This is a genomic window from Sphingopyxis sp. (assembly GCF_035565275.1).
Lineage (GTDB): Bacteria > Pseudomonadota > Alphaproteobacteria > Sphingomonadales > Sphingomonadaceae > Sphingopyxis.
Genome location: NZ_DATMST010000063.1, coordinates 1 through 12,965, shown reverse-complemented (window position 1 = coordinate 12,965; position 12,965 = coordinate 1). Strand labels below are relative to the sequence as shown.

At 64.0% G+C, this 12,965-nt stretch carries 13 protein-coding genes; 4 read left to right on the top strand and 9 right to left on the bottom strand.

What is annotated here, in order from left to right; translation table 11 throughout:
* Positions 1-39: 39 nt before the first annotated feature.
* From VN047_RS04575 to VN047_RS04565, 3 genes are all read left to right on the top strand, one after another.
* A complete protein-coding gene (locus VN047_RS04575; protein ID WP_325540478.1) occupies positions 40-654 on the top strand; it encodes a TetR/AcrR family transcriptional regulator in 615 nt (204 codons plus the stop codon).
* A gap of 143 nt (positions 655-797) precedes the next feature.
* Positions 798-1,838 carry a GTPase ObgE gene (gene obgE / locus VN047_RS04570; protein ID WP_325540476.1) on the top strand — a complete coding sequence of 347 codons (1,041 nt, stop codon included), beginning with the start codon at positions 798-800 and terminating at the stop codon, positions 1,836-1,838.
* A gap of 60 nt (positions 1,839-1,898) precedes the next feature.
* Complete coding sequence (locus VN047_RS04565; protein WP_325540474.1) at positions 1,899-2,693, top strand: MipA/OmpV family protein; 795 nt, start codon at positions 1,899-1,901, stop codon at positions 2,691-2,693.
* Positions 2,694-2,898: 205 nt separating this feature from the next.
* On the opposite strand, the gene pnp is transcribed toward VN047_RS04565, so the two are convergent.
* The 6 genes from pnp to VN047_RS04535 all read right to left on the bottom strand — a co-directional run bounded on the left by pnp (position 2,899) and on the right by VN047_RS04535 (position 8,301).
* Positions 2,899-5,211 (bottom strand): polyribonucleotide nucleotidyltransferase, encoded by a 2,313-nt coding sequence (pnp, locus tag VN047_RS04560; protein WP_325540472.1) that lies wholly within the window; start codon positions 5,209-5,211, stop codon positions 2,899-2,901.
* 193 nt (positions 5,212-5,404) lie between these two features.
* Positions 5,405-5,674, bottom strand: a complete 270-nt coding sequence (rpsO, locus tag VN047_RS04555) for a 30S ribosomal protein S15 (RefSeq protein WP_166943549.1) — start codon at positions 5,672-5,674, stop codon at positions 5,405-5,407.
* A 26-nt stretch (positions 5,675-5,700) separates the two neighbouring features.
* Positions 5,701-6,657, bottom strand: coding sequence for a tRNA pseudouridine(55) synthase TruB (truB, locus tag VN047_RS04550; protein ID WP_325540469.1), 957 nt, complete (start codon positions 6,655-6,657; stop codon positions 5,701-5,703).
* A 31-nt stretch (positions 6,658-6,688) separates the two neighbouring features.
* Positions 6,689-7,108 carry a DUF6491 family protein gene (locus tag VN047_RS04545; RefSeq protein WP_325540467.1) on the bottom strand — a complete coding sequence of 140 codons (420 nt, stop codon included), beginning with the start codon at positions 7,106-7,108 and terminating at the stop codon, positions 6,689-6,691.
* A 61-nt stretch (positions 7,109-7,169) separates the two neighbouring features.
* Positions 7,170-7,706: a GNAT family protein gene (locus VN047_RS04540; protein WP_325540465.1), complete on the bottom strand. Its 537-nt coding sequence runs from the start codon at positions 7,704-7,706 to the stop codon at positions 7,170-7,172.
* The gene (locus tag VN047_RS04535) at positions 7,699-8,301 is read right to left on the bottom strand and encodes a thymidine kinase (protein ID WP_325540463.1); all 603 of its coding nucleotides are present in this window, start codon (positions 8,299-8,301) and stop codon (positions 7,699-7,701) included. Before VN047_RS04535 ends, VN047_RS04540 begins: the two co-directional genes overlap by 8 nt.
* Positions 8,302-8,457: 156 nt before the next feature.
* Between VN047_RS04535 and VN047_RS04530 the strand changes: the two genes are divergently transcribed.
* Positions 8,458-9,879 carry a wax ester/triacylglycerol synthase family O-acyltransferase gene (locus VN047_RS04530; protein WP_325540461.1) on the top strand — a complete coding sequence of 474 codons (1,422 nt, stop codon included), beginning with the start codon at positions 8,458-8,460 and terminating at the stop codon, positions 9,877-9,879.
* A 102-nt stretch (positions 9,880-9,981) separates the two neighbouring features.
* Here the strand turns inward: VN047_RS04530 and rbfA are convergent, their stop codons facing one another.
* The 3 genes from rbfA to infB all read right to left on the bottom strand — a co-directional run.
* The gene (rbfA, locus tag VN047_RS04525; protein WP_325540460.1) at positions 9,982-10,398 is read right to left on the bottom strand and encodes a 30S ribosome-binding factor RbfA; all 417 of its coding nucleotides are present in this window, start codon (positions 10,396-10,398) and stop codon (positions 9,982-9,984) included.
* A complete protein-coding gene (locus VN047_RS04520) occupies positions 10,395-10,952 on the bottom strand; it encodes a DUF1697 domain-containing protein (protein WP_325540458.1) in 558 nt (185 codons plus the stop codon). Before VN047_RS04520 ends, rbfA begins: the two co-directional genes overlap by 4 nt.
* Positions 10,953-10,988: 36 nt before the next feature.
* A partial coding sequence (gene infB, locus VN047_RS04515; RefSeq protein ID WP_325540456.1) for a translation initiation factor IF-2 occupies positions 10,989-12,965 on the bottom strand: 1,977 nt, incomplete at its 5' end.

Below are 12,965 nucleotides of genomic sequence, written 5' to 3'. Positions count from 1 at the left end.
AAAGGGGAGACGGGGCAGCAATAGGGTTTACTTACACATATGTCAATAGTGAAGAAGCGTTTGAGTCCGGAGGAAAGCCGCTCGGCGGCGCTCGAGGCTGCGCGCCATATATTGATCGAAATGGGGCCGGCGGCGGTGACGCTCAAAGCCGTGGCGGCACGGATCGACCGCACCCACGCCAATCTGCTCCATCATTTCGGCAGCGCGGCGGGGCTGCAAAAGGCGCTCGCCGCCTATCAGGCCGAAACCGTGTGCGCGACGATCGGCCGGAAAATGGCCGAATCACCGCCGGGCGAACGCAATGTGCGCGAGATTGTCGACCTCGCCTTCGACGCCTTCAACGAAGGCGGCGCGGGCGCGCTCGCGACGTGGATGGCGGCGACGGGCAACGACGATGCGCTCGACCCGATCGTCGATGCGATCCATCGCCTGATCGACGGCATGGCGCCCGACGCGCACGAAAAGCGCTTGATGCACGAGGATACGCTCGCGCTGGTGCTCATGGCATTGGGCGATGCGCAACTCGGCGGCCCGATGGCCGAGGCGCTCGACCTGCCGCGCGACACGTCGCGCGTACTTGCGACCGAGCTGATCACAGGACGGATTGCGAAATTCTGGGCCGAGCATGGCGGCAAGCTCCCGGCACAGGGCTAGCAATTCGGGCGTTCAGGCGCTAAGGGCGCTCCGATCCCGTCATTCCGTTCGCATCGAGCCGCGACTGCCCAGGCAGTTTCGAGGTCGCTCGACACGACCGGGACATGATGTGTAGTTTCCCGCTTCCCCCTGAAGGCCCCGCCATGCATTTCCTCGACCAAGCCAAGATTTTCATCAAGTCGGGAGACGGCGGCCCCGGTGCCGTATCGTTCCGGCGCGAGAAATATATCGAATATGGCGGTCCCGATGGCGGCAATGGCGGCAAAGGCGGCGATGTGATTTTCGAGGCCGTCGCCGGCCTCAACACGCTGATCGATTTTCGCTACACCCAGCATTTCAAGGCAAAGCGCGGTACCCCCGGTGCGGGCCGTGACCGCACCGGCGCGGGTGGCCCTGACCTGGTGATCCAGGTGCCGATCGGCACGCAGATTCTCGATGACGACGAAGATCGCAGCCTGCTGGCCGACCTGACGAAGGAGGGCGAACAGCTCGTCTTCCTGCGCGGTGGCGACGGCGGCCGCGGCAACGCCAGCTACAAGACCTCGACCAACCGCGCCCCGCGCCAGCACGGTCCGGGTTGGCCGGGCGAGGAAATGTGGGTGTGGCTGCGCCTCAAACTGCTCGCCGATGCGGGGCTCGTCGGGCTGCCCAACGCCGGCAAGTCGACCTTTATCAACGGCGTGTCCAATGCGCAGGCGAAGGTCGGCGCCTATGCCTTCACGACGCTGCGCCCGCAGCTCGGCGTTGTCAGCCACAAAGGGCATGAATTCGTCATTGCCGACATTCCGGGGCTGATCCAGGGCGCAGCGGAAGGCGCCGGGGTCGGTGACCGATTCCTCGGCCATATCGAACGCTGCCGCGTGCTGCTCCACCTCGTCGACGCGAATGACGAGGATGTCGCGACCAGTTACCGCATCGTCCGTGACGAACTCGAAGCCTATGGCGCCGACCTTACTGACAAGCCGGTAATCGTCGCCCTGAACAAGATCGACACCCTCGACGACGAACTGGTCGCCGCGCTGTCGGCCGAACTCGCTGCGGAATGCGGCCATCCGGTGATGGCGCTTTCAGGCGCGAGCGGCGCGGGTGTGCCCGCCGTTCTCGACAAGTTGCTCGAGGCGATCGGCCACCCTGAGCCCGGCGCTGATGACGGCGACGAAGCGTCCGGCTGGTCGCCGGTCTAGCACCTCTTGGAACGAAATACCGCCGCAGGGAATTTCATGCGGAACAACAAGGATTTCCGCATGATCGAACGCAGCAAGTTTCCCGCCCTGTACCTCGTTGCTCTCGCCACGGTGGCGGTTCCCGCCAACGCGCAGGAAGACAGCACGAGCAGTGAAAAGCGCACCCGGATCATCATCGGACCGCAGCTGTCGCCCTCATGGCCGGGCGCGGACAAGTTCAGTGTCGGTCCCTATATCGATGTCTCGCGCACGCGCGAAAGCGAGTTCGAGTTCGAAGCCCCCGATGAAAGCTTCGGCCAGCCGCTCGTCCATTCGGGCAATTTCGCTTTCGGCCCGGCATTTGGCTTCATCGGCAAGCGCAAGGCCTCCGACATCGGCGCTGACCTGCCCAAGGTCGGCTTGTCCGTCGAGGCAGGCGGCTTCGCGCAGATGTCGCTAGTCCCCGAGCTCCGCGTCCGCGTCGAAGGACGCAAGGGGATCAGCGGCCACAAGGGCTGGACCGGTGAAATCAGCGCGGACTATATTGCACGGCAGGGCGACGACTGGCTGTTTTCGATCGGCCCGCGCGTGACGCTGGGCGACGCCAAATACACCCGGGCCTATTTCGGCGTCACGCCCGCCGCCGCAGCCACGTCGGGCCTTACCGCCTATGATCCCGGGGGCGGCATCCAGTCGATCGGTGTAACCGCAGGTTACCACCGCATGCTCGGCAAGAATTGGGGCTTCGCGGTATATGGCCGTTACGATCGGCTCGTCGGCGACGCAGCCGACTCGCCGGTCACTCGCGAACTCGGATCGCGCAGCCAGCCGTCGGGGGGGATCGCGCTGAGCTATACCTTCGGCGGAGGCCGCTAACGAAGCGACGCTGCAGTTCTCTTCGCCATCATCCCGGACTTGATCCGGGATCTCGCTTTTTGCGCGTCCACCAGCTTAGATCTCAAGCGGGACCCCGGATCAAGTCCGGGATGACGAAAGACAGGTCCGCTTCCCATCCCGTAGCCGCCATAAAAAAGGGGGCCGCATTCGCGACCCCCTTTCCTGTTTCCGATTGACGGAAGGCTTAGTCCTTCAGGAAGTCGGGCACGTGGCCCTGGTCTTCCGGACCTTCGCTGCGTTCGCGGCGCGGGCCACGATCACCACGACCTTCGCCACCGCCATCACGACGCGGGCCACGGTCACGGCCACCGCCGCCACGCGGGCCGCGATCGCCACGGTCGCCGCCATCACGGCGCGGCCCGCGGTCACCGCGAGGTTCACGCGGCGGGCGGGTGTCTTCGAGTTCTTCGCCGGTTTCCTGGTTCACGACGCGCATCGACAGGCGAACCTTGCCGCGCTGGTCGATTTCGAGGACCTTGACCTTGACTTCCTGGCCTTCGCTCAGGACGTCGGCGACCTTTTCGACGCGCTCGTTGGCGATTTCGCTGACGTGGACGAGACCGTCCTTGCCGCCCATGAAATTAACGAACGCACCGAAATCGACGAGGTTGACGACCTTGCCGTCATAGATCTTGCCGACTTCGGCTTCCTCGACGATGCCGCTGATCCACTTGCGCGCCGCTTCGATCTGGTCGAGGTCGCTCGACGAAATCTTGATCAGGCCTTCGTCGTCGATGTCGACCTTCGCGCCGGTGGTCGCGACGATCTCGCGGATCACTTTGCCGCCGGTACCGATGACGTCGCGGATCTTCGACTTGTCGATCTGCATCGTCTCGATACGCGGTGCGTGCGCCGACAATTCGCTCCGGGTTTCGCCAAGCGCCTTCGCCATCTCTCCGAGGATGTGCGCGCGGCCTTCCTTCGCTTGGTTCAGCGCGGCCTCGAAGATCTCGCGCGTGATGCCCGCGATCTTGATGTCCATCTGCATCGTGGTGATGCCTTCGGACGTGCCCGCGACCTTGAAGTCCATGTCGCCGAGGTGATCCTCGTCGCCCAGAATGTCCGACAGGATCGCATAATCCTTGCCTTCGAGGATCAGGCCCATCGCGATGCCCGAGACGGGGCGCTTGATCGGCACGCCGGCGTCCATCATCGCGAGCGAACCGCCGCAGACCGACGCCATCGACGACGAGCCGTTCGACTCGGTGATGTCGCTGGTGAGGCGGATCGTGTAGGGGAACTCGTCCTTCGTCGGCAGCACGGGGTGCAGCGCGCGCCATGCGAGCTTGCCGTGACCGACTTCGCGGCGGCCCGGCGCGCCGAAGCGGCCGACTTCACCGACCGAATAGGGCGGGAAGTTATAGTGGAGCATGAAGTTCTGGTACGACAGGCCGTTCAGGCCATCGACCATCTGTTCGCTTTCCTTGGTGCCGAGCGTTGCCGTGGCAATCGTCTGCGTTTCGCCGCGGGTGAACAGCGCCGAGCCGTGCGCGCGGGGCAGGAAGTGCGTTTCGGCGACGATCTGCCGAATTTCCGTCGTCTTGCGACCGTCGATGCGCTTGCCGTCCTTCAGGATGGCGCCGCGAACGATTTCGGCTTCCAGCTTCTTCACCAGCTTGGACGCGGCGAGCTGATCCTGCGGAGCCGCATCGGCAAAGGCTTCCTTGGCCTTGCCGCGGGCTTCGTTCAGCGCGTTCGAGCGGGCCGATTTGTCGGTCAGCTTGTAGGCGGCGGCAATATCCTTGCCGATCAGCTTCTTCAGCTTGTCCTTGGCGGTGCTCAGGTCAGCCTGTTCGGCCATCGCCCAGGGATCCTTGGCGGCCTGTTCGGCGAGCTTCACGATCGCCTTGACGACTTCCTTGCACGCGTCGTGCGCGAACAGGACGGCGCCGAGCATGACCTCTTCCGACAGCTCATTGGCTTCGGATTCGACCATCATCACCGCGTCGTACGTCGCGGCGACGACCAGGTCGAGATCGCCCTCGGCAACCTGTGCGTCGGTCGGGTTCAGAATATATTCGCCGTCGATGTAGCCAACGCGCGCGGCGCCGATCGGGCCCATGAAGGGGACGCCCGAAATCGTCATCGCGGCCGACGCGGCGACCAGCGCCAGAATATCGGGCTCGTTGTGGCCGTCATAGCTCAGAACCTGGGCAATGGCGTTGATTTCGTTGTAGAAACCTTCGGGGAACAGCGGGCGGATCGGGCGGTCGATCAGGCGGGAAACCAGCGTTTCCTTTTCGGTCGCGCCGCGTTCGCGCTTGAAGAAGCCGCCCGGAATGCGTCCGGCGGCCGAATATTTTTCCTGATAGTGGACGGTGAGCGGGAAGAAATCCTGCCCTTCCTTGACCTTCTTGGCGGCGGTGACGGCACACAGGACGACCGTTTCGCCCAGCGTCGCGATGACGGCGCCGTCGGCCTGACGGGCAACCTTGCCCGTTTCGAGCGTCAGCGTTTCACCGCCCCACTCGATCGATACTTTTTTCACGTCAAACATGTGGTTTCCTTCGCCCGCCGGGCCCTATGCCGGGCGGGGCCTCTGATTCCGGGCAATCCGGCCCGGGGCGGTGTAGGGCGTCTGTCTGCCCCGATGGCGGTCCCGCCGGATGCGGGAGCGGCCCTGCGGCCCGGCACAATTGCACGGGACCAATATGACAGCGGCCCCGGAAATCCGGGGCCGCCAGAAATTCTTATTTACGAAGACCCAGCTTCGCGATCAGCGCCGAATAACGGGCCTCATCCTTCTTCTTCAGATAGTCGAGGAGGCTGCGGCGCTTGTTGACCATCATGAGGAGGCCGCGGCGGCTGTGGTTGTCCTTGTGGTGCGCCTTGAAGTGGGCGGTCAGCGTATTGATGCGGTCGGTCAGGATCGCGACCTGAACTTCCGGCGAACCGGTATCGCCCTTGGCGCGGGCATTGTCATTAATGACTTCGGTTTTGCGCTCGGCGGTAATCGACATATTTATTTTTCCTCGAACATCCTTGTTTACAGATTGAAGCCGCGGACAACCTTCAGCGTTCCCGCCAAAGCCTCGATCAGGGCGACGGGACGCATGTCGCTGTCCCTTCCCCAATAGAGCCCGTCATCCGTGCACCCCCCGGTCCAGACGCGACCCTGACGGATCGCCCCTGCCGCTTCCGGGGAAAGGTTCAGAGCCGGGATGTCGACCAGCCCTGCCTCAAGCGGCAGAAATATTTCTGATTGGGCGGCGCCTTGACCGAATGCGTTCAATTTGTCCAGCGAAATCGCCCGCTCGAGCCCGAACGGCCCCGCCTTTGTGCGGCGGAGCATCGTGACATGCCCGACGGTGCCGACGGCGTGCGCGATATCGCGCGCGAGGCTGCGGATATAGGTGCCTTTGGACACGCGGGCGGTGAGGGTGATGGAGTCGAGCGGCCCTCCCCCACCTTCGTCACTCCGGACTTGATCCGGGGTCCATTCTTCGTCGGTGGGCATGGATGCCGGATCAAGTCCGGCATGACGAAGGGAATATATGGTGACGCTGCGCGCTTTCATCTCCACCGCCTCGCCCTTGCGCGCCAGGTCATAGGCCCGCTGACCACCAACCTTGATCGCCGAAAAAGCGGGCGGCACCTGCTCGATCGGACCGGTGAAACGTGGCAGTATCGCCTCCACATCGGCCAGCGTCGGCCGAACGTCGCTTGTAGCCACGACTTCGCCCTCGGCATCGAGCCCGGCGGTTTGCGCACCGAATTGCAGGGTGAAGTCGTAAATCTTGCTCGCGTCGAGCATCCGCCCGCACAGCTTTGTCGCTTCGCCGAGCGCGATCGGCAACACCCCCGACGCCAGCGGATCGAGCGTGCCGCCATGACCGACCTTGACCTTGCCCAGCCCGGCTTCGCGGCACACGCGTTTCACGGCGCCCACCGCCTGCGTCGAGCCAAGGCCGACAGGCTTGTCGAGAATGATCCAGCCGTTCATCCCGCGCCGCTAGGACGCGGGCCATGAGCTGTCAATTTTCCGCGGTCTTGTCGGTTTCGCGCGCGGCCTTGCGTTCTTCCTTCGTCGGCGGCGGTGCCGACGTGACGAAGGACGATAGCTGGCAGCGATCGCCCCGCACAACGATCGACGCGAATTTGTCGAGCCGCCCGGCGCCGCGCGTTTCCAAGCCGATCGCCTGCGCGAAATCGATGTCGCGGCAGAAGCCGGCGAAGGTGCCATAATACCATTCGCCGCGCCGCCCTTCGATCCAGATGCCGCGATCGCGGTCGGCCTGCCAGTTGCGGATCGTACTGTCGCTCGGGAAGACGATGCTCGATTCGACGCCGAGCGCGCGCGGTTCCCTTGCGGGCGCGTCGGTCGGCTCGATGGCCGCCGCTGCCGAAAGGGGAAGCAGCAAGGCGGCCAGGGAGAGAGCGAGTTTCTGTTTCATGGTGACGGCGCGGATAGCAGACCGAGTCTGAACCCGTGCTGACCCTTGCGTCCCATGCAGTTCATCGCCGCCACTCGTCCGCCAACAGCGACCAGAGCCCGGTATCGCGGACATGGCCGGTCCAGGTGATGCGCTCTGACCGCAACACCCCTTCCTTGGTACAGCCGAGCTTGGCGACCGCAGCCTGGCTACGCTTGTTGCGTTCGTCGATGCGGAATTCGATCCGGCGGATACCGGCCGCGAACGCATGATCGATCATCAGCTTCTTGAGCCGGCCGTTGAACCCCGTTCCACGTGCGTCGGGATGAAGGAAGCTGTTGCCGATCTCGACCGTTTGCGCCGACACGTCGGGACGCAGATAGGCGGTCATACCGACAAGCGTCTGGCCATCGAAAATCGCGTAGGGCATGCGGCTGACGTGCCCGATCAGCGTATCGAACGCCGTGTCGAAATGATCGGGATCGAAACTCGACGAATAGATCGGCCAGATATCGGCATCGGCAGCGCAGGCAGCACGAAGCGCCTCGCGATGCCCTTCCTTCAGCTTGACGAGCTTGAGACCGCCGTCGGCGAGTTCGATGTAGAGCCGGTCAAGCATCGGCGAGCGCTCCGGCCGCTTCGCGGCGCTTTGCCATGAAGTGCCGCCGGCACATGGCGACATAGCGGTCGTTGCCGCCGATCTCGGTCTGCGCGCCTTCGACCACGGCGCGGCCGCTTTCGTCGACGCGCAGGTTCATCGTCGCCTTGCGCCCGCATTCGCACACCGCCTTGAGTTCGACGAGCGCATCGGCGATGCCGAGCAATGCTGCCGATCCGGGGAAGAGTTCGGCCGAAAAATCGGTGCGGAGACCATAGCAAAGCACGGGAATTCCTGTCTCGTCGGCAAGGCGGGCGAGGTCGAGAACCTGCGCGCGTGTCAGGAACTGCGCCTCGTCAACGAGCACGCAGGCGAGCGGACGTTCGGCGTTCTCGGCATTCACCGCAGCCCACAGATTGCTGTCGGGATCGAATTTATGCGCGTCGGCCATCAGCCCGATGCGGCTCGTCACCTGCCCCGCGCCATAACGGTCATCGAGCGCCGCGGTCCACAACATCGTTTCCATGCCGCGCTCGCGATAGTTGAAATCCGCCTGGAGCAGCGTCGTCGATTTGCCGGCGTTCATGCTGGCGTAGTAGAAATAAAGCTTGGCCATGAGGTGCGATAACGCCTTCGCTGGCCTCCGCCAATCATCAAACTCTCGTCACTCCGGACTTGATCCGGAGCGACGAAGAGGGCTGCTTGACTTGCCCCCACCCCCTCCTCATGCTGCGTATCAAAAGAAGCAGCATAAACAGTGGGGAGAGCTGCCATGCGGCTGATGCCGGTGACCGACGCGATGTTCCTCGTCGCCGAAACGCGCGAGACGCCGATGCATGTGGGCGGGGTCAATCTCTATACCCTGCCCGACAAGGTCGACGAAACCGAGTGGCTCAATGAACAGCTGGCGATGTTGCGCCAGTCCGAAGGGCTGCGGCGACCGTTCAGTGAAGTGCTGAAACTCACCCCGCTCGGGCAGTATGGCCCGATCAGGCTCGAACCCGACCGCGATATCGACATGCATTACCATGTGCGAAGTGCCGCGCTGCCCAAGCCGGGGCGGTATCGCGAGATGTTCGAACTCGTGTCGCGCCTCCACGGCACGCTGCTCGACCGCACGCGGCCGATGTGGGAAATCACGCTGATTTCAGGGCTGCCCGACCGCCAGATCGCGACCTATTTCAAGATCCACCACGCGCTGATGGACGGCGCGAGTTCGATGCATTTCACCAATGCGATGCTGAGCGCCGATCCGAAAGAGAAGCGCAGCTATTCGCCGATGTCCGTCGAGGCCTACGAAGCCTACAAGCGCAAGTTCCCGGCGCCGAAGAAGGCGCCGACGCCCAGCCTCACCGACCTCAAGGCCATCGGCGGCTTCCTGAAGGAGCAATGGGGCAACAGCGTCGGGGTGACCAAGGCACTCAACCAATATGCAGCAGCGATGTTCGGGCTCGGAGGCGGTGACCTTGCGACGCCGTGGGGCGGACTGCCGCGCACCAGCTTCAACCGCAACATCACCGGCGCACGCCGCTTCGTCGCGCAAAGCTGGTCATTGGAACGCGTCCGCGCGATGGGCAAGGCGTACGACGGGACCATCAACGACGCGGTGCTTGCGATGTGTTCGGGAGCGATGCGCAAATATCTGCAATCGCTGAACGAGCTGCCCGACAAGCCACTCAAAGCCATGGCGCCGGTGTCGATTCGCGCCAAGGACGATATCGATTCGGGCAATTCGGTCGCGGCGGTGACCGCGAACCTCGCGACGCACATCGACGATCCGGCGACGCGCATGACGACGATCCAGGCGTCGATGAACGCCGCGAAGGCGCAGCTGCGCGAAATGACCGCGCAGCAGATCCAGATCTATACCGCGATCACCCAGATGCCGCAGATGCTGACCGCACTGACACGCACCGCCGACAAATTTCCGGCGTACAGCGTCACCATCTCGAACGTCCCCGGTCCGCGCGAGCAGCTCTACTGGAACGGCGCACGGCTCGACGGCATGTATCCCGCGAGCATCCCGGTCGACGGCATGGCGATGAACATCACGCAGGTCAGCAACAACAAGAATATCGATTTCGGCATCACCGCCTGCCGCCGCAGCGTGCCGCACGTCCAGCGGCTGATCGACTATCTGGAGGATGCGCTGGTCGAGCTGGAAGCGGCGGCAGGGATCAAGGGGAAGGTATAACCCGACCCGCATGCCGTTCGCATCGAGCGCAGTCGAGATGCTCCTGAACCTTGCTGTACCGACGGGTGCCTCGACTTCGCTCGGCACGAACGGGAATAGACGTCAGGCCTCTTCGCCCTCACCGCTCTCCAGATCGCGCCTCACCTTCGGGTCGCGCAGCAATTTCTCGATGTGGCTCGCTTCGTCGAAGCTTTCGTCCGGGAGGAATTTCAGCTTTGCGGCATATTTCATGCTCATCTTTTCGGCGACGCTCTTTTGCAGCCACGCGGTGTTGGTGCGGAGCGCCTTCAGCACCGCATCCTCATCCTTGCCGAGCAGCGATTTCACGAACACCGTCGCGTGGCGCAGGTCGGGCGACATGCGGACCTCGGTGATGCTTACCGGCTGTTTGGTCAGCTGGTCGTCGTGGACATCGCCGCGCGCGAGGATTTCGGACAGGATATGGCGCACCTGTTCGCCGACGCGCAGCACGCGAACCGAGGGGCCGCTGTCCTTTTTCCGGTCCTTGTCGGGTTTCATGACTCCGTTTTCTCCAACTCGTCGAGCTTGGCGACGATCCGGGCGATCGAGCGCATGTTGCGCGCGGTGCCCTTGTGCTCCAACCGACGCTCGATAAGCCGCGCGGTCAGTTTGCTGTCGGCCACGCCGTCGCCATAGTCGATGTAAAGCGCCCGGTCGCCGAGTGCGAGCCGCTCGTTCGGCTTGATCCACTTGTCGGCGGCCAGCCCCTCGAATTGCTCCGCCGTCGGCTGGCCGTCGAGAAACATCGTATGGACGAACTTGTCCTCGTTCGTCCCCGCAAACGGATTGTCGGCGATCGCCGCGGCGAGCTCGTCGCGGCTGCGCACCAGCGCGGCGCAACTCATGTCGAAGCGGTCGTCGACCATCAGCGTCAGCTTTTCCTCGAGCCCGCGCGTCGGGCGCGCGGGGTGCGAGAAGATCACATTGCCGCTGGCGACGACGGTTTCAACGTCGCTGAAGCCCTCAGCCTCGAACGCTGCGCGCAGGTCGGCCATCGTCAGCCGGTTGCCACCGACGTTGATGCTGCCGAACAATGCCACATAGCGAGCCATGCCGGCACCTCCTGATCCGCGCGGAGCGGACGCCCGTCAGAGCGTCCGTTCGCGCAGTTCGACTTCGAAGACTTCGAGGTGGTCGCCCGCCTTGATGTCGTTGGTGTCCGCCAGCACGACACCGCATTCGAGACCGGCGCGCACTTCGGCGACATCGTCCTTGAAGCGGCGGAGCGAAGAGATCGTCGTTGCCGAGACGATGACGTCGGCGCGCGTAAGGCGTGCGTGCAGCCCCTTGCGGATCGATCCTTCGAGCACGAGCAGACCGGCGGCCTTGTCGCGCTTGCCGGCGGGGAAGACGTCCTTGACCTCGGCACGGCCGACGACGGTTTCGACGCGTTCCGGACCCAGTTCGCCTGCCATCTCTTTCCGGATTTCGTCGGTCAGATGATAGATGACGTCATAATACATGAACCGGACATTTTCGCGCTTCGCGATGTCGCGTGCCTTGGCGTTCGGGCGGACGTTGAAGCCGATGATCGGTGCCTTGGTGGCGGCCGCCAGCGTCACGTCGCTTTCGGTGATCGCGCCGGCGCCCGACTGGAGCACGCGGACGCGGATCTCGTCGGTCGACAGCTTGTTCAGCGCATTGACGATCGCCTCGACCGACCCCTGCACATCGCCCTTGATGATCACCGGGAACTGGATGACGTTCGTCTTGTCGGCGAGTGCCTCGAACATGCCTTCGAGGCTGACCGGCGCCTGGACGGTACGCTTGCGCGTCGCCTGTTCCTGCCGATAGGCCGCAACTTCGCGGGCGCGCGCTTCGTTCTCGACGACGGTGAGCGTATCGCCGGCCATCGGGACGCCGCCCAGACCGAGTACTTCGACCGGCGTCGAGGGGCCAGCGGTCTTGATCTGCTTGCCCTGATCGTCGATCAGCGCGCGGACGCGGCCGCTTTCGGCACCGCAGACAAAGATGTCGCCGACCTTCAGCGTGCCGCGGCGGACGAGGATCGTCGCGACGGGGCCGCGGCCCTTGTCGAGTTTCGCCTCGACCACCGTGCCTTCGGCGGCGCGGTCGGGGTTGGCTTTCAGCTCCATGATCTCGGCCTGCACCGCGATCGCGTCGAGCAATTTGTCGAGCCCGGTCTTCTTCAGCGCCGACACTTCGACATTCTGGACGTCGCCGCCCATTTCCTCGACCACCAGCTCGTGCTCGAGCAGGCGTTCGCGGACGCGCTGCGGATTGGCGCCTTCCTTGTCGATCTTGTTGATCGCGACGATGATCGGCACGCCGGCCGCCTTCGCATGGGCGATCGCCTCGATCGACTGCGGCTTCAGCCCGTCGTCGGCCGCCACCACGAGGATGACGATGTCGGTGACATTGGCACCGCGCTGACGCATCTCGGTAAAGGCTTCGTGGCCGGGGGTGTCGAGGAAGGTGACGAGCGACCCGTCGGGGGTCTTCACCTGATACGCACCGATATGCTGCGTAATGCCGCCGGCCTCGCCCGCGACCACATTGGCCCCGCGCAGCGCGTCGAGCAGGCTGGTCTTGCCATGGTCGACATGACCCATGATCGTCACGACCGGAGCGCGCGGCTTCAGATGTTCGGCATCGTCGATATCCTCGTCATGTCGAATGTCGACATCGCCTTCGCTGACGCGAATGATTTCGTGGCCGAATTCCGTGACGAGCAGCTCGGCGGTGTCCTGATCGAGCAGATCGGTACTGGCCGACGGGCTGCCCATCTTGAACAGCGCCTTGATCAGGTCGTTGGTCTTTTCGGCCATACGGTTGGCGAGTTCCTGAACCGTGATGCTTTCGGGCACGATGACTTCGCGGACCTGCTTCTCGCGCGGGCCCGACGAGGCGGTGTGCGAACGCTTTTCCTTTTCGCGCGCACGCTTCAGCGCCGCAAGGCTGCGCGCGCGCGCACCTTCGTCTTCGTTCAGCGCGCGCGTGACGGTCAGCTTGCCCGACTGGCGGCGATTGTCGGCGCCGCGGTTCGCCTTCGGTTCGGGGCGCTTGGGTTCGGGGCGCTTGGGTGCCTCGACAGGCGTGAAGCG